Origin of the sequence: Brevibacterium sp. BDJS002 (assembly GCF_028201555.1) — a bacterium.
In the GTDB taxonomy this organism is placed as follows: Bacteria; Actinomycetota; Actinomycetes; order Actinomycetales; family Brevibacteriaceae; genus Brevibacterium; species Brevibacterium aurantiacum.
Genome location: NZ_CP116392.1, coordinates 1633927 through 1651010, shown reverse-complemented (window position 1 = coordinate 1651010; position 17084 = coordinate 1633927). Strand labels below are relative to the sequence as shown.

Genomic DNA, 17084 nt, shown 5'->3' with positions numbered 1-17084 from the left:
AAATGGCCGCAGACCATTATCCACCAGAAGTGGCCGGCAGATGAACTCGCAGGTCAACTGCGAAATGCTCATCTACCGGCCACCTAGTCGAACTTGCCCGCGCAGGCTCACACCAGAGCGTCAGATCCCAGCCGGAATCCTGCACCCTTGTGATCATCGGCCAGCCGGGGTCCCTGTCCCGTGAGCTGCTCACGGACTGTGGCACCTTCGACGGGTTCGGGCAGGAGACCGCGACGACGCAGTTCGGGCGAGACGTACTTCGTGAACCGTTCGGCGTCGGCAGGGCGGACGGCCGCGGCGATGTTGAAACCATCGATGTCGGCCTCGTCCATCCAACGTTCGAACTCGTCGGCGATCGTTGCGGGTGCACCGGTGATGACCGGTCCACGTCCGCCGATGGCGACGAACTCGGCGAGGTCGCGGATGGTCCAGGTCTTATCACCGGCCATCGTGGTGAATGAGGCGAGCGCGGACTGGTTCGCATCGGTGGCCACGTATTCCAGCGGGTCTTCGGGATTGGCACCTGAGAGGTCGACGCCGGTCCAGCCTCCGAAGAGGGAGAGTGCGGATTCGGTGTCGACGTAGCGCGTGTAGTCGGCGAGCCTGGCCTCTGCGGCTTCGTCGGTGTCGTCGACGACGACGGTGGCGAGCGCGAAGATCTTCACGCTGTCGCGGGCCCGTCCGCGTTCTTCGAGTCCGTCGCGGACCTTGTCGACCCAGGTGCGCAGGATCTCCGGGGTGGGTCCGGAGAAGAAGATCGCCTCGGCGTGGTCGAGGGCGAATTCCTGTCCGCGCTTGGAGGCGCCGGCCTGGAACAGCAGCGGTGTTCCCTGCGGGCCGGGCACGGCGAGCGCCTGCCCGGGGACGGTGAAGAACTTGCCCTCGTGATTGATATCGCGAACCTGGTCGGGGTCGACGAAGACATTGGCCTCGGCGTCGGCGCGAAGTGCCTCTGGCGTGATGGAGCCTTCGAAGAGCTTGTACATGATGTCCATGTACTCGTCGGCCCGGTCGTAGCGCTCATCGTGTGGGATCTGGCCTTCTAGTCCCAGGTTGCGTGCCGCGGAGTCCACGTAGCTGGTGACGATGTTCCACGCCACGCGCCCGTTGGTGAAGTGGTCGAGGGTCGTCAGCGTCCTGGCCAGCAGGTAGGGCTGTTCGTAGGTCACCGAGGCGGTCACACCGAATCCCAGCGTCTTCGTCACCGCTGCCATGGCGGGCACCGCAACGAGCGGGTCGAGGAGGGGGAACTGGACTCCCCCGCGGTTGGTGACGTCGGCATTGCCTCCGTAGACGTCGTAGACGCCGAGGATGTCGGCGAGGAACAGGGAGGAGAATCCTCCTTCCTCGAGGGTCTTGGCCAGATCGGTCCAGAAGTTCAGCTGGGTGAATTCCTCGACTCGTGATTCCGGGTGGCGCCACAGTCCTGGTGACTGGTGGACAGGTGTCATCATGTCGAAGGCATTGAGAATGATCGGTTTCGTCATCGTGTGTCTCTTTCCTTGTCGGTGTCAGGTGGCAGGTCAGTAGGAGTCAGGTGCGAGCTCAGTCGCCCGCGCGGGCGCTGATCGCCAGCTCCCGGGCGGGGTCCTTCGCCGCCAGTGCTGCGATGAGTGAAAGCAGGCACAGCAGGGTGAGGTAGCCGCAGATCAGCCACGGTGAGTGGCCGCCGATGACGTAGAGCAGTGCCGCGACCATCGGCATGATGCCTCCGCCGATGACGGTGCCCAGCTGGTAGCCCATGTTCACGCCCGAGTAGCGGATCTCGATGGGGAACTGCTCGGCGAACCAGGCTGCCTGGGGTCCGTAGATGGCGTCGTGGGCGAGGTTCATGCCGAGGATGACGACGATGGGCAGGAACGCCAGTGGGCCGGCGTCGAGGAAGGCGAAGAAGATCCACCCGAAGGCGGCCACTCCGATGATGCCGCCGATGGTCACGCGTTTGCGACCGACTTTGTCAGAGATCCATCCCCACAGAGGCCCGGTGAACAGGCCGATGGCGGAGGCGATCATCACGGCGGTGACGCCGGCGGTCGAGTCGTCGCGGTTCTCGGCCAGGTAGCTGAGCATGTAGACGGTGATGAGGTAGAAGACGCTGTTCTGTGCCAGGCGCAGGCCGATCGTGACCAGGAGGACGCGTGGGTGCTTGGTCAGGACGTCGCGCAGAGGTGCCTTGGCGACGTTGCCGGAGTCCTTGAGTTCCTGGAACTCTGGGGCATCGGAGACGCCGAGGCGGATCCAGAGTCCCAATGCCACGAGCAGTGCCGAGGCGAGGAACGGGATGCGCCAGCCGAAGGATTCGAACTGCTCGGGGGTGAGGAGGGTCTGTACGGAGAAGAAGGCGCTGGTGGCCAGCAGCATGCCCGCGGCGGATCCGATCTGGGTGAAGGATCCGAACAGGCCGCGTTTGCGTGGGGGTGCGTGTTCGACCGAGAGCAGTGCCGATCCTCCCCATTCCGCGCCGGCGGAGAGTCCCTGGACGATGCGCAGGACGACAAGTGCGGCAGCGGCCCACCAGCCGATGGTGTTGAAGTTCGGCACCAGACCGATGAGCGTCGAGGCGATGCCCATGGACAGCAGGGAGACGACGAGTAAGGCCTTGCGTCCGACTCGGTCGCCCAGGTGTCCGGCGATGATGCCGCCCAACGGTCGGGCGAAGAATCCGACGGCGAGGCTGGCGAATGCGGCAAGGCTGCTGCCGAGTTCGCTGCCGCTGGGGAAGAACTGGACGTTGAAGATGAGTGCGGCGGCGGTGCCGTAGAGGTAGAAGTCATACCACTCGATGGTGGTGCCGGCGAAGGCCGAGGCGAGCACGCGCTTCTTCCCGTCCAGGAATCGCCGAGGTGGGTCCGGGGTGATCGTCTCCACTGCGGAGGTCTGTGACATGGGGTTCTCCCTCATCGACGTGGTCAGGGTGTCTCTTCAGAACCTGGTGCTTTACCGTGGTCAGGTGCTTTATCAGTGTCTGAGTTTCGTTGAGCAATCTAGGGACTCTGTGGCGGTTCGTGTCGCCGCGTCACTGTTGGACTTTGATCGTCATATGGGGACGCACGAAGACTCACTGGTGTCATATCGGGATGCACTTGTCGGCGATATCTGTGATGATCGCTTGAGATCAGTAAGGCTTTGTTGAGCGGAAGATCTCAGCAGTCACAGCCGCTCAACAGCCCAATTCCACCGGAGGCAAGTTCATGACGACGATCGCACGAGCCGCAGCCGTGTCACCGGATGCTCTGCGTGAGACCTTCTCCCACTTCCCCCAGGCCGTCGCACTCATCGGCGCCGAAGTCGACGGCACACCCCTCGGACTGGTCGCCTCAACGGTGACCGCAGGTGTCTCGCTCGACCCACCTCTGATCAGCGTTGCGGTGCAGACCACCTCGAGCACGTGGCCATTGCTGCGGGCAGCACCCGCACTGGGAGTCTCCCTCCTCGGCGCCCATCAGTCGCTCCTGGTCAGGCAGCTGGCTTCGAAGGATCGTGCCTCGCGATTCTCTGGGATCGACCCCGTGATCACCACCGATGGTGCGCTGACCATCCCCGGCAGCCCCGCCCACCTGTGGACGCGCCTCTACAACGAGGTCGAGGCAGGCGACCACACCGTCGCACTGCTCGAAATCCTCGACACCACCAGCCTGGAGGGCGCGGACGTCCGGGCTGATGACCCACCGAACACCGATGCGCTCGTCTTCCATCGCAGCGAGTTCAAGGGCATGACAGCCCCCTAGAGCGCATCACCTGCCACCCCGAGCACCCTTGACTCACACTCGAACACGTGTTCGAATGTAGTCATGAGGTGGAATCAGCAGAGCACGCTTACACCGACACCTGGCGCACAGACCGGCTCAGCGTCGGCTGGTGCAGAAGCGGGCCCGGTCGAATCAGCCACCACTGCCCCACCCGCCGAACTCTTCGGCCTCAAAGGACTCGTGCGCAGTGTTCGAACCCCGGAGTTCGCAGGCGTCACCTTCCACGAAGTGCTGGCGAAGTCGGCCCTGAACAAGGTGCCCGCGGCCAGTTCGATGCCCTTCACCTGGACGATCAACCCCTACCGCGGGTGCTCTCATGCCTGCGTGTACTGCTTCGCCCGCAGCACTCACCGCTACCTCGATTTTGATTCCGGGCAGGACTTCGACAGGCAGGTCATCGTCAAGGTCAACACCCCAGAGGTCCTCGCCGCCGAGGTGGCCAAACCGAAGTGGGCACGTGAGCTGGTGGCCCTGGGCACGAACACGGATCCCTACCAGCGAGCCGAGGGCCGCTACTCTCTCATGCCTGGCATCATCACCGCTCTGGCCGAGCACGGCACCCCGATGTCAGTGCTGACGAAGGGCACGCTGCTGCGCCGCGACCTGCCGCTGCTCGCCCGCGCCAGGGAGGACGTCGATGTCGAGATCAGCATGTCGATCGCCGTCTTTGACGACACCCTCCAGCAGACGATCGAACCGGGCACACCGACGACGACAGCACGCCTGGCAACAGTACGAGCGGCCGCGAACCTCGGCTTCAACGTCACGGTCTTCCTCATGCCGGTGATGCCGAAGCTCACCGACTCCATGGACCATCTTGATGCCGCGCTGAGCGCCATCAAGGAGGCCGGCGCGAGCCGCGTGGTCTATGGTGCCCTGCATCTCCGACCGGGTGCTCGCGAGTGGTTCTTCGAATGGCTCGAACGCGAACATCCCGAGCTGCTCCCCCGTTACCGCCGGATGTATGCGAAGTCCTCCTATGCGTCGAAGGAGTACCGCGCCTGGCTGAGCCGGCGCATCAATCCGCTCATCGACGCCTACGACCTGCGCGGCTCCGCCGACGATGATTACCCGATGACGAAGCGCGGAGACCGGACGCGGTCCGGGGCCGCAACGTCGACCGCAGCTCAAGCCGCAAGCCTGACTCCCCCGCCACAGGAAGCGCTGTTCTGATTCGAACCCACCAGGCCAGCGCTCGCTCCAGCACCCAAGACCGGGGAATAACCCGTCTCACGCTCGGGTTCTAGCTGTCATGAGGATTGAAATCTGGTCGGACATCGCCTGCCCTTGGTGCTTCATCGGAAAACGTCGCTTCGAGACCGCTTTGGACGGCTTCGCGCACAAGGATGACGTCGAGGTCGAATGGCGCAGCTACCAGCTCGACCCGAGCCTGCCCGAGCACTATGCGGGAACCGAGACCGACTACCTCAGCCAGGCCAAGGGCATGCCCGCCGAGCAGGTTCGACAGATGTTCGATCACGTCACCGCGCAGGCCGCTGGCGAGGGCCTGAACTATGACTTTGATTCCATCGTCGTGGCCAACAGCTTCACTGCTCATCGCTTCCTCCACTTGGCCAAGTCCCACGGGGTTATGAGCCAGGCCAAGGAAGCCCTTCTGTCCGGTCATTTCGAGCAGGGCCGCAACATCGGTGACGTCGAGTATCTCGCCGAGGTGGCCCGCGCCGTTGGCATCGACGCCGACGAGGCCCGTCGCGTCCTCTCCACCGATGAGTACACCGCCGAGGTGAAGGCCGACATCGCCGAGGCTCAGGCACTGGGTGCCAACGGAGTCCCGTTCTTCGTCATCGACCGCAAATACGGAATCTCCGGTGCCCAGCCTCCCGAGGCATTCACACAAGCGCTCGAGACCGCGTGGGGAGAAAGCCAGAAGCTCACAGTGCTTGCCGGCGGAGACGAAGCCTTTCGCGATGGCGCAGTGTGCGGGCCCGAAGGCTGCGACTGATTCAGTCCCGCAAGACATTTATCCTCGCGCAGCCACCCGTTACAGGTACGGAATCGAGGGATAGCGGATCGCACCGTCCGGTGATGTCACGGGGCCTGCGATCATGCCAGCGGCGGCATCGATGAGGAATCGCCCCACCTGCTCCCAGTCACCTTTGTGGGTCCCCTCATTCATCCTCACCTCTTGGTCAGAACACGCGCTGGTGACCATATGGGCCAGCAGATAGGCCCGGCCGCGCAGGACCCCTTCGGGAATACCCTCCATCTCGCCGTGGATGAATCTCAACCCGTCAGGCAGCGAGGACTCAGCCAACACGGACTTCATAATCTCGACGGCTGAGGGCACGATTCCCATCTGCGCGAGAAACTGTGCACGCCAGCTGGGCCGCGGCAGATCGGCGAGAACATCGAACAACGGGCCCATTCTGCTGCGGACGTAATCATGAATGCTCGGAGCTTCCCCCAGGCCAGCGATGTAATCGTCTCGGCGCAGGGACATCGCGGCGACATGACGCTCCATAAGTGCGCGCAGCAGACCGTCTCGCCCTCCGAAGTGGTATGAGATCGCGGAATGATTCGCAGCCCCGGCATAGTCGACGATGCGGCGATTCGACACCGCATCGATGCCGTGGATGGCGAAGAGCTCCTCTGCGGAGTTGAGCAGCACCTCGCGCGCTCTGTCACTCTGGCTTCCCATAGTCCCTATTCTTTCATTCTCAAGTGGCTCACGACGCGGACTCCCTGCCGCGATATCAGCGGCCTGACCACCTCGGCGAGCATCGCCCTCACCTTGGCAAATCTCTGTCGATTTCACAATTCTAAGTCACGTGTCTTAAAGTAGTCGAGTTCAAGGTGGTCAACGGTGATCACTCGACTTCCGATCCATCAGGAGGACGACAGTGGCCACACCACCACCGCCGCTCACCCGCCGCGAGGCCCGTGAGCATGACTCACACGACACCAGGCACGATCACGACTACGACGACAGCCAGGACCACGACCAGGCACCGCAGTCGACGAACGAGCAGCACACCACCGATGCCGATGCAGAGGCTGCAGCCGCCAAACGCGCCAAGGCAGAGCTGATCGGCCGGACGGCAGCGATCTTCATCATGCCGCTCATCATGGTGGGCATGATGATCACGGGCTACCTCGGCACCATGCACTCCCCCTCGGCCAACGACATGCCCGTCGTGGTGGCCGGTTCGGATTCGAAGGCCGCGGACATCAAGTTCGCACTCGACGGTGCCGAACCGGATGCCCTCGACGTCGACACGGTCGAGGATGCTCACACCGCACGTGAGATGGTCTACGATCGCGAAGCCTCGGCGGCGGTTGTCATCGAGGGCGATAAGGCCACGCTCTACACCGCCGGAGGTGCCGGAGTTCAACAGCAGACGACGGTCACCGGTCTCGTCATGCCCGCCCTGCAGGAAGAGGGCCTCGACGTCGCCACCGAGGACATTGCGTCCTTGCCGGACAACGATCCGTCGGGACTCGGGGCAATGTTCCTCATGACAGCCATCGTCATGGCCGGATACCTGCCCTTCAGCGTGCTGCGCTCGAATTCGCCCGAACTGCTGAAGTTCAAACGCATCGTCCCCATCCTCGGAGCCTGGGCCGCGGTGATCGCCGGCTTGGTCTGGACGGTTGTCTGCCCGATTCTCGACATCGTCGATGTCAAGGACACTGTCCCAGTCCTCGGCATAGCCTGGTTGGGCGTGTTCGCGATCTCCTGCATGCAGCTGTTCATCACCCGAATCGTCGGTGCCTTGGGCGTGATCGTCGGCATCTTCTTCCTCATGGTCCTCGGTATGCCGTCGTCGAACCTGTCCTACCCCGTGTACACGATGCCGGCGTTCTACCGCTTCACGCACGAGATTCTGCCCATGCCCGCGATCGGCGAAGCACTGCGATCCGTGCTGTACTTCGACGGCGCAGGAGTCACCGAGCACCTCCTGGTCCTGGCCATCGGAGCCGTCGTCGGTCTGCTGCTGACGAAGGCCTATGACTTCATCTCCCACCGACGCAATCCGGATCCGAAGCCGCTGGATGTCAATATTCCCTCGCTGCACGGTGGTCGGCGCCCGGATTCGAAGGTGTGGCGCTACATCTCACTCATCGTCTTCCCCTTGGCGATGGTCACGATGATGCTCACCTTCATGCTCGGCGCGATGGGCTCCCCCACGCCCAAGGACATGCCCGTGACTGTGGTCGGCTCCTCGACCGAGCAGGCGAAGGACACCATCGCCGACCTCGAGAAGTCAATGGGCAAAGACATGTTCGACTTCACCGCCACGTCGGACAAGGAAGAGGCACGAGCTCAGGTCGAAGACCGTGACGAGGTCGCGGCTCTCGTCCTGCCGACTCAGAAGAATGCCGAGTTCGGTCTCATTGCGAACGAGGCCGGGAACAACAGTGCCTACCAGGTCGTCAACCGGATCTTCGATCAGGTCGCTTCGGCGCAGGACATGGAACTCGACGTCGACAACGTTGCGCCCCTGCCGGATCGGGACAAGAACGGCGTGGTCGTCATGTACATCGCCATGGGCTGGATCCTGGCCGGTTTCATGGTCGTCATCGTCGGCGCGAACGCGAACCCGTGGAGTCGACCGCTGAAGCGGATGATTCCGCTGACCGCTGCCTACGCACCGTTCATGTCTCTGGTCGTCGCCCTCATCGCCGGTCCGATCACCGGTGCCGTCGACGGTCATTTCGCGCAGCTGTGGGGAGCCGGGATCATCGCGATCTTCTGCATCGCCATGTTCGCGATGGTCTTCGAGAGACTCATCGGCATGCTCGCGATCATTCCGGTCATCGGCACGCTGATGTTCGCCGGAATGCCCGCCTCGAACGGGGCGATCTCCGAGTACATGATCCCGTCGTTCTTCACCACGCTGCACGACTTCCTGCCGATGGCAGCCGCGGTGGAGACCATCCGTTCGATCATCTACTTCGACAGCGATGTGGTCACCGAGCATATGCAGGTCCTCGGACTCTGGGGTCTCGTGTCCCTGGCGCTGGTGTTCCTCATCGACAGCATCAAGCCGCCGCGGACTGAGCATGACTTCGGCAACCTCCACCTCGAACGTGAGCGGGAGCAGAAGAAGCAGGCCCGGAAGCAGGCCAAGGCCCTCGAAGGACCGAAGTCAGCACCGGGATCTGCAGGTGCGCAGGGTTTTGACGCATCGGACAGTGCCGAGTCGAGCCAGTTCGGACAGTCGGGCCAGACCGTGCAGTCGACGATCGTCGAAGACGATCCGAACGATTACCACCGGCTCTCCTCCAGGCCCACGATGGCACCGACCGCAGGCGATGGCATGAGCAATCGCCCCACCGAGGCGGCCGATCGGTCCGAGTCATCAGATCAGCAGGAGTGGATCCCCTCCACTGTGTGATCGCCACTGTGTGATCGGTTGATTGCGGTTCCCGCGTGACCCAGACAGGCCGGCGCCGAGGTGGACAACCACCTCGCGCCGGCCTGTTCTGACGTGTGGTGCAGTGTTCAGTGCTCGGTGTTCATAGCGAAAGGCGACTTCGTGCACAGGTGAGGGGCTAAAGTCAGAAGCATTATGGGTTCTCACATCGAATTCTTCGGTCCGACCGGCCTCGTCGAGGCGGAACTGCTTCTGGCCAGCTTTGTCCTGTGCTCTCTGATCGGCTTCGAACGGCAGTTCCGGCAGAAGAGCGCCGGCTATCGCACACATGTTCTCGTGGGCATCGGCACGTGCGCGTTCACGCTGGTCTCCGCCTACGGGTTCGCCGCGGTGCTCGGCGACGAGGCTCGCCTCGATCCGTCGCGGATCGCCGCGCAGATCGTATCGGGCATCGGCTTCCTTGGTGCCGGTGTCATCTTCAAGGGCCGGAACATGGTGCGCGGGCTCACGACGGCCGCCACCGTGTGGGTCACAGCCGCCGTGGGCATGGCCTGCGGCGCGGGAATGCTGTCGCTGGCCATGATGCTCACCGCACTCCATCTGCTGACCCTGTTCGTCATCGCTCCCCTGATCCGCCGCATCCCCGACGACTCTCACCGCAAGTTGCTGCGCATCGCCTATAAGGATGGGTCCGGGATCCTCCGCGATATCCTCGCCGTGGCCGGAAACATGGGGTATTCGAACACGATCCTCGACTCCAAACGCTTCGAATCGGAAGACGGAGTGAAGATGGTCCAGATCGACGTGAAGTTCGAGGGCAGGCCACCTCTGCACCTCCTGATCCCTCCCCTGATGGAGCTGTCCGGCGTGGACAAGGTGAGTATGCGCGAGGACCGGGTCCACTCGGTCGACGAGGACGGCGACACCGTCTGACCCGGACCCTCGCATGCCAGCGCAGGCCGGTGGGCTTCAGGCCCGTGCGCCTCAGGCCAGGACTCAGCCTCGCAAGGTCCGCTGCCAGGCAATGGTGGCCAGCGCCGCAGCCTGGTCCGGCAGGTGTGCGTCGTCGAAGAGGACCTCAGGCGAGTGATTCGTCGCAGCGGTCGCAGGATCGACGTCGTCCGGTGAGACAAACATGAAGAAGAACGCCCCGGGTACCTCATTGAGAACGAAGGAGAAGTCCTCGGAACCCATGACCGGGTTGGGGGCGGTCACGTAGCGATGCGCCCCGAAGGCTTCGGTCAGCGTCTCGGCAACGAACTCGATTTCCTGCGCGTCATTGACCGTCACGGGGTACTGCTCGGTCCACACCACCGCGGCGGTGCATTCGTGTGCGGCGGCGATCGACTCTGCCAGGCGGGTCGCGGCTGCAGGGAACTTCTTCGTCGTATCGGCCGACATGGTACGCACGGAGGCACCGAGCTTCGCCGTCGCGGGAATGATGTTGACGGCGTTGCCGGCCTCCAGCTGAGTCACCTCGGCGACGATGGGATCGAAGACGCTGAACGATCCGGTGATCATCGAATACAGTGCCTGGCCGAACTCCAGGAGCGGACGAATGGGATCGGTGGCGTCCTCGGGGCGGGAGCTGTGCCCACCTTTGCCGTGCATCGTCACGTGCAGCGTATTGGCTCCGGCCATGACGGTGCCGGGACGACTGACGAATGTGCCGGGAACTCCCGGGGCGACGTGGATGGCATAGGCGGAGTCGGGAGTCGATCCGATTGTCTCGAACATCCCTTCGTCGAGCATGCGCTGGGCTCCGCCCGGTCCCTCTTCGCCGGGCTGGAACATGAATGCCACCGTCCCGGCCAGCTCTGCCTGATGAGCGGACAGGAGCTTGGCCGCTCCCACCAGACCCGTCACGTGCAGGTCGTGACCGCAGGCGTGCATGTTTCCGTTGATCGATGCGTAGTCGAGTCCGGTGGCTTCGGTGACGGGCAGGGCATCCATGTCTCCGCGCAGCAGAACCGTGGGACCGGGCTTGCCGCCGCGAAGCACGGCGATGACCGAGCTGAGGTCCTGACCTGTGGTGATCTCGAGCGGCAGGCCCTCGAGCGCGTCGAGGATCTTCTGCTGAGTGAAGGGCAGCTCCAGGCCCAGCTCGGGGTTGCGGTGAAGCTCGCGGCGCAGGTCACGCAGTTCGGTGGTCAGGGACAGAGCCTCTGTCCGGAAGTCGGTCGTCATTGAAGTACCTCTTCTGTGGTCGAGATGGTGAGTGCAGATGGCGTGCAAATAGTGCGTGGCGGAGTCAATATCATCCGAGCGCCGAGGTGACAGCGGCGGAGCCGAACCAACCGGCGGAGTCCTTGACCAGGGATCCGCCCTGGACGACGGCTTTGACATTGTCGGGTTCAGCCAAGGCGGCGATTTCGGCCAGGGGATCGAAGTCGACGACGACGAGGTCGGCGAGTTTGCCTTCCTCGAGAGTGCCCACGTCGGCTGAGAGCCGCAGCAGTTCGGCCGCGTTCTTCGTACCCGCCACAATCGCCTGCATCGGTGTCAGACCGAGTTCGACGGCGTGCATCTCCTCGCGCAGGTTGAGCCCGTGCGGGCACACGCCAGCGTCGGTTCCCAGTGCGACCTTCACCCCGGCAGCCATGGCAACTGCGACGCGTTCGCGTGCGATCGCTGACCATTTGACCTTCTTCTCGTACAGGTAGCCGGGAACATTCTTCGGATCCGGGATCCGCAGTGCACTGCTGAGCGTGGGGACGAGGAAGGTGCCGTGTTCGAGCATGAGCTCGATGCCTTCGTCGTCGATTCCGTAGCCGTGTTCGACGGAGCGCACTCCGCCGCGAATGGCGGCCTTGATGCCTTCGGCCCCCTGGGCGTGGGCAGCGACGGGCTGACCTGCTCGTTTGGCGGTCTCTTCGACGATGAGGCGCACGTGTTCCTCAGGTACGCCGATGTCGTCGGGAGTGTCCGATGGGCTTGAGACGCCACCGGTGGTGCAGACCTTGATCACGTCGGCCCCGGAGCGTACGAGGGTGCGAATGGTCCGGCGCACATCGTCATCGGTGTCGATGATCGGGTCGACGGGCATCGGGGGCATGGTGGGCATGCCGTTGGGCATTGTGAAGTCGGTGTGCCCACCGGTCGGTGACAGCGGGCTGATGGCCAGGTGGATCCGCGGTCCCAGGATCAGTCCCTGCTCGATGCTGTCGCGAATGCCGCGGTCCGTTCCACCCAGGTCGCGTGCTGTGGTGACTCCGGCCATGAGCGTGTTCCGGGCGTTGACGATGCTGCGCACGATTCGCTCGGAGGCGAAGCGGGCGAGGTTGGCCGCCGGGTTCTCGACCGTGAGTCCGAAGTGCACGTGGGAGTCGATGAAGCCGGGCATGATCGTCTTGCCCTGCAGCTGGATGACACGAGGGGACGTGTCACCTGCGTCGTTGCCCTCCCTCGTCGAGGTGGCTCCTTCGTCGCGCCGGGACCCGACGTAGACGATGCGTCCGTCCCGGACCTCGATCTCGGAGTCTGTGATCGGGTCACCGCCGTTGCCGTCGATGAGAGTGGCCCCGCGCAGGATGATGTGCTCGGATTCGCGGTTCGTGGCGGGGAGGTAGGCGATCGACATGGGAGGTCGTGGTCCTTTCGACAGACGAGCGTGCGCTTCAGGTGCCATTGTTGACCATTCTTCGCCCTGCGGTGCGCAGTGATCGCATCATGGCCTAAAAGAGTTTCGGCCAGAGAACTTCGAACCCAGGCGCGAGGTTGGAGCCTCAGACGCAGACTTCTACACCTCGAGCCCTTCGGGCAGCGCCTCAGTCCGCGATCTCTGTCAGCAGCGCTTCGATGGCGCTGGCAATGCGCTCACGCGAATCCTCACCGAAGATCGCATGCTGCACGATCGCGCCCTGCATCAGCGCAAGGACCGCGGGAGCGATCTGCTCAGCTTTCGCCTCCGCCGCATCTGCACTCAGCCCTGCTCCCCGGTGGAAGTACGCACTCAGATAGGCCGTGAAGCGGTCAATCAGGTCTGTATAGATCTTCGCTGCGACCTTCGCGAAGGCGGGCGAGTGCGATGCTTCCGCCCACACCTGCAACAGCAGCGGGGCGAATGGTGTGTCGCGGAGAATCATGTTCAGCAGGTTCGGGAATACCTGCTGAGGAGGCGGGACCTCGTCTGCCGAGCCGAAGTCCTGCAGTTCGGCTGCCCGCTGTTCCATGATTCGCCTGCCGGCATCGAGAGTGAGCTCGGCCTTGGACGAGTAGTAGACATAGACGGCACCGGCGGAGAGATCCGCCTCCTTGATGATGTCGGCCATCGACGCCCCGGCAAAGCCCTTGCGAGAGAAGCACGTAAGCGCGGCATCCTGAATCCGCGTGCGCATGGCTTCCTTGTGTTCGTCCGTGACCTTCGGCACCAATCCCCCAAAAACGAATGACCATTCTTGATATATCGTACCCGCAAGAGTAAAAAGAACGAGTATTCGTTTTCAATGATTGGACAGGCATGCAGACGAGAATCCTCGCTACCTCGGACTCAGCCGAGACGGGCCCCGAGGCCGAACCAGCCAAGGGCGCACCCAAACCCAGCCTTAAGCAGGCTCTGCTCGCAGCTGTCTTCGCCGCGGCCATCGTCACCATCATTCTGCTGGCGTTCAGCTGGCCGACCGTGACATCCGAGCCCAAGGACCTTCCGGTGGCAGCCGTCGGCGATCAGAAGCAGATCGATCAGATCACAGCGAACGCTCCCGAGGGAATGCTCGATCTCAAGAAGGTCGATTCCCGCGCCGAGGCGCAACAGCTCATCCGTGAGCGAGAGGTCTACGGAGCATTCATCGTTGGTGACGAACCCGAGATCCTCACCTCAACCGCAGCCTCCCCCGCCGTTGCCCAACAGCTGAATGGGATCGCCTCACAGATGCAGCAGAAGATCGACAAACAGGCGATGTCGGGAATGCAGGATGGAATGAAGGAGATGCAGGACGCATTGGCGAAAGCATCTCAAGGCCCAGCATCTCAAAGCCCTGCATCTCAGGGTCCTGCCGGACCCCAGGAAAACCCCGGTGAGCAAGCACAGGCCCCAACCACCTCGGCGATGGAGGTCCCCCAGGTCACGGTGACCGACGTCGTTCCGCTCAACGACAATGACTCCACCGGTGCCGGCCTCGCGATAGCCGGCCTGCCTCTGACCATCGGCGGAATCGTCGGCGGTGTGCTCACCAGCATGATCGTCCACTCGCGCCGCATGCGTGCCGTCGCGGTACTGGCCTACGGTGCCATCGGCGGACTCGCACTCACTCTCGTTCTGCAGTCCTGGTTCGGCATTCTGCAGGGCAACTTCGGACTCAACGTGCTGGCTGCCGGCCTTGCTGTGGCGGCGACGGCTGCCCTCATCAACGGCTTCGTCTCACTGATAGGGCCAGGCGGCATTGCCATCGGCGCAGTGCTGACGATGTTCATCGGCAACCCGATCGCCTCGCTCCAAGCACCGAAGGAATTCCTCGCAGGAGCCTGGGGAGACATCGGTCAGTTCCTGGTCCCGGGCGCCTCTGGAACCTTACTTCGAGACCTCTCCTACTTCCCTGACGCGCCCATGGCGATGCAGTGGTGGGTGCTCATCGGGTGGTTCGTCCTGGGCATCGCCCTCATCCTCGTCGGTCACCTTCTGGCCCATTCGAAGAAGCGCGCCGCTGTGAGCTGAGCTGCCTGGACTCTCCCACGACCGGCTCTCCCCCACGTGGGCGACCAGATCAGCGTACGTCGGGCCACACCCGACCTCGGGTATCTGGCCCCTCCTGCACCCGAGGACTATCCTCGGGTGCAGGAGGTTTTCCCCGATGACAGCACTGACGAACGTGACGATCTGCCGAACGTGCGGTGTCGAAACGACTACGCCTCCACCGGATGTGTGCCCGATCTGTTCGGATGAGCGCCAGTGGCTGCCGGAGTCAGGCCAGGACTGGACGACGCGTGACGAGCTCGAATCCGAACACCACAGCGTCTCCATCGTCGAACGCGAACCCGGCCTCTATGCTCTGCGGGTGGAACCGAAGCTGGGCATCGGACAGACATGCTATCTGGCACAGACCGAGCACGGCAATCTGCTCTTCGAAGTCCCGCCCTACATCGACGAGGACGTCATCGCCGCAGTCTCCGACCTCGGCGGTGTTCAGGCCATCGCTGCCAGCCATCCCCACATGTTCGGCCTGCAGCTCGAGTGGAGCGCGGCCTTTGACGATGCCCCGATCTTCGTCTGCCGTGCCGATGCCGACTGGGTTCAGCGCGAGGGCCCCAACATCTGGCGTTACTATCACGTCGCGGAACCCGTTCCCGGCGTCCGACTGCAGCGAACGGGCGGCCATTTCCCGGGCAGCGCTGTGGCTTTGTGGACTGGTCAGGACGGCCGCGGCGTCATGCTCAGCGGAGATTCGATCGCACCGGTGGCCCGGTCGGGTTGGGTGACGTTCATGCGCAGCTTCCCCAACTATCTGCCGCTGTCTGCGCGAGTCGTCAGAGGCATCGCCGCCTCGGTGGCTGACCTCGACTTCGATCGCATGTACGGCAACTTCGGGCAGATGATCTCGAGCGGAGCCAAAGAGGCGGTGGCGAGCTCGGCCGAGCGCTATGCCGAGTGGGTCTCCGGTGCTCACGACCACCTGACCTGATTCGTGTACCTGGCCTGATCCGAGCACCTGGCCTGATTCTCGACGACCTGAGCAACATGCACGAAGCAGAAACCCCCACCGCCGAGGTGGCGGTGGGGGTTCGCGGGGAATCGTCCTGGTCGGCTTGTTCGCCGATGGAGATGTGCGGCTAGCTCAGCGTGAGCGGAACTGCGCGGTGACCGGGCAGTCGAAGGGATCAGCCTGACCGAGTCCGGCCCGGTTGAGGTAGCGGACGATGATGCCGAATGATTCGAAGAGCGTCGTCTCCGTGTATTTGATGTCCTTCTGAGCACAGTATTCGCGGACCATCGGCTGAACCTTGTGCAGGTTGACGCTGGGCATGCTGGGGAACAGGTGGTGTTCGATCTGGTAGTTGAGTCCGCCCATGAGGAAGCCCATCGGACGTCCGCCCGAGATGTTGCGTGACATCAGTGTCTGGCGGCGCAGGAAGTCAATCTTCACGTCCTTGGGAACGATCGGCTGTCCCTTGTGGTTGGGAGCGAACGAACCGCCCATGTGCACACCGAAGACCATGACCTGGACGATCGTGAAGACGATGCCGATGAGTGGTCCGGCGGCCCAGATTGCGATGAGGGGGAATCCGATGATGCGGATGCCGATGAAGATGCCTTCGATCCAACGGCGCTTGATCGAGGACTGGCCGACGAGAATCGCCTTGACCGAGTTCACGTGCAGCTGCACTCCCGCCAAAGTCAGCAGCGGGAAGAAGAACCAACCCTGATGGGCCGCAAGCCACTTGCGCAACCCGGTGAGTCCTTGGGCATCTGCAGGGTCGAAGATCAGTGCACCGGGGGCGATGTCGCCGTCGACGCCGGCCTTGTTCGGATTGGCGTGGTGGAGAGCGTTGTGCTTCTTCAGCCACCAGCCGAAGCTGAGGCCGATGAACAGGTTGCCGATGATGGTCGACACCCACTCGCCGACCTTGCCATTGGTGAAGATCTGACGGTGAGCCGCATCGTGGGCGACATAAGCCGTCTGGGTGAAGAGGATTCCGAAGACGACGGCCGTGGCCATCTGCCACCAGCTTTCGCCGATGAGGAAGAGCATCGCGAAGGCGACGACGTAGGAGATTCCGAGGAGGACGAAGCGCAGCGTGTTCCAGCCGGGTCGTCGAGCCAGCAGACCAGCCTCTTTGACCTGGGCCATCAGCGCACTGAAATCGCTGGTGAATTCCTGCTTCTCGGTACCGCGATTAGCTCGCCTCTTCTCGAGCACCTCGGCCCTTGACTCTTTTCCAAGAGTGGGCGTCGACAGCGACCTATTCACGACATCTACTGGTTCCATGTTACTTACGGTACGAGGTGGATCATCGTCTTGGCATCACCCCAGAGCACCGTATTCCACCCCCTACTCCGGTA

The 17084-nt window shown here is 63.2% G+C and carries 14 protein-coding genes; 7 read left to right on the top strand and 7 right to left on the bottom strand.

Annotated elements, in window-relative coordinates:
• Positions 1-107: 107 nt before the first annotated feature.
• On the bottom strand, positions 108-1487 hold the full coding sequence (locus tag PGC08_RS07680; RefSeq protein ID WP_193069808.1) for an LLM class flavin-dependent oxidoreductase: 1380 nt from the start codon (positions 1485-1487) through the stop codon (positions 108-110).
• Positions 1488-1545: 58 nt separating this feature from the next.
• A complete protein-coding gene (locus PGC08_RS07675; RefSeq protein WP_096160895.1) occupies positions 1546-2886 on the bottom strand; it encodes an MFS transporter in 1341 nt (446 codons plus the stop codon).
• A gap of 305 nt (positions 2887-3191) precedes the next feature.
• Between PGC08_RS07675 and PGC08_RS07670 the strand changes: the two genes are divergently transcribed.
• The 3 genes from PGC08_RS07670 to PGC08_RS07660 all read left to right on the top strand — a co-directional run bounded on the left by PGC08_RS07670 (position 3192) and on the right by PGC08_RS07660 (position 5712).
• Positions 3192-3728: a flavin reductase family protein gene (locus PGC08_RS07670; protein ID WP_096160893.1), complete on the top strand. Its 537-nt coding sequence runs from the start codon at positions 3192-3194 to the stop codon at positions 3726-3728.
• 63 nt (positions 3729-3791) lie between these two features.
• A complete protein-coding gene (locus PGC08_RS07665) occupies positions 3792-4922 on the top strand; it encodes an Rv2578c family radical SAM protein (protein WP_271709896.1) in 1131 nt (376 codons plus the stop codon).
• Positions 4923-5001: 79 nt separating this feature from the next.
• Entirely contained in the window at positions 5002-5712 is a 711-nt protein-coding gene (locus PGC08_RS07660; protein ID WP_069599867.1) for a DsbA family oxidoreductase, read from the top strand.
• Positions 5713-5751: 39 nt separating this feature from the next.
• On the opposite strand, the gene PGC08_RS07655 is transcribed toward PGC08_RS07660, so the two are convergent.
• Positions 5752-6408, bottom strand: coding sequence for a TetR/AcrR family transcriptional regulator (locus tag PGC08_RS07655; RefSeq protein ID WP_069599866.1), 657 nt, complete (start codon positions 6406-6408; stop codon positions 5752-5754).
• 202 nt (positions 6409-6610) lie between these two features.
• Between PGC08_RS07655 and PGC08_RS07650 the strand changes: the two genes are divergently transcribed.
• The gene (locus PGC08_RS07650) at positions 6611-9109 is read left to right on the top strand and encodes an ABC transporter permease (RefSeq protein ID WP_271709895.1); all 2499 of its coding nucleotides are present in this window, start codon (positions 6611-6613) and stop codon (positions 9107-9109) included.
• A gap of 174 nt (positions 9110-9283) precedes the next feature.
• Positions 9284-10021, top strand: coding sequence for an MgtC/SapB family protein (locus PGC08_RS07645; RefSeq protein ID WP_009883044.1), 738 nt, complete (start codon positions 9284-9286; stop codon positions 10019-10021).
• A 63-nt stretch (positions 10022-10084) separates the two neighbouring features.
• Here the strand turns inward: PGC08_RS07645 and PGC08_RS07640 are convergent, their stop codons facing one another.
• The 3 genes from PGC08_RS07640 to PGC08_RS07630 form a co-directional block, all read right to left on the bottom strand.
• Positions 10085-11275 (bottom strand): M20 metallopeptidase family protein, encoded by a 1191-nt coding sequence (locus PGC08_RS07640; protein WP_271709894.1) that lies wholly within the window; start codon positions 11273-11275, stop codon positions 10085-10087.
• A 70-nt stretch (positions 11276-11345) separates the two neighbouring features.
• A complete protein-coding gene (locus tag PGC08_RS07635) occupies positions 11346-12668 on the bottom strand; it encodes a metal-dependent hydrolase family protein (RefSeq protein ID WP_271709893.1) in 1323 nt (440 codons plus the stop codon).
• 187 nt (positions 12669-12855) lie between these two features.
• Complete coding sequence (locus PGC08_RS07630) at positions 12856-13425, bottom strand: TetR/AcrR family transcriptional regulator (RefSeq protein WP_271709892.1); 570 nt, start codon at positions 13423-13425, stop codon at positions 12856-12858.
• Positions 13426-13547: 122 nt separating this feature from the next.
• On the opposite strand from PGC08_RS07630, the gene PGC08_RS07625 reads away from it, so the two are divergent.
• Positions 13548-14741, top strand: coding sequence for an ABC transporter permease (locus tag PGC08_RS07625; RefSeq protein WP_271709891.1), 1194 nt, complete (start codon positions 13548-13550; stop codon positions 14739-14741).
• Positions 14742-14877: 136 nt separating this feature from the next.
• On the top strand, positions 14878-15705 hold the full coding sequence (locus PGC08_RS07620; protein WP_271709890.1) for a hydrolase: 828 nt from the start codon (positions 14878-14880) through the stop codon (positions 15703-15705).
• 153 nt (positions 15706-15858) lie between these two features.
• On the opposite strand, the gene PGC08_RS07615 is transcribed toward PGC08_RS07620, so the two are convergent.
• Positions 15859-17010, bottom strand: coding sequence for a fatty acid desaturase family protein (locus PGC08_RS07615; RefSeq protein ID WP_271709889.1), 1152 nt, complete (start codon positions 17008-17010; stop codon positions 15859-15861).
• Between the last annotated feature and the right edge of the window lie 74 nt (positions 17011-17084).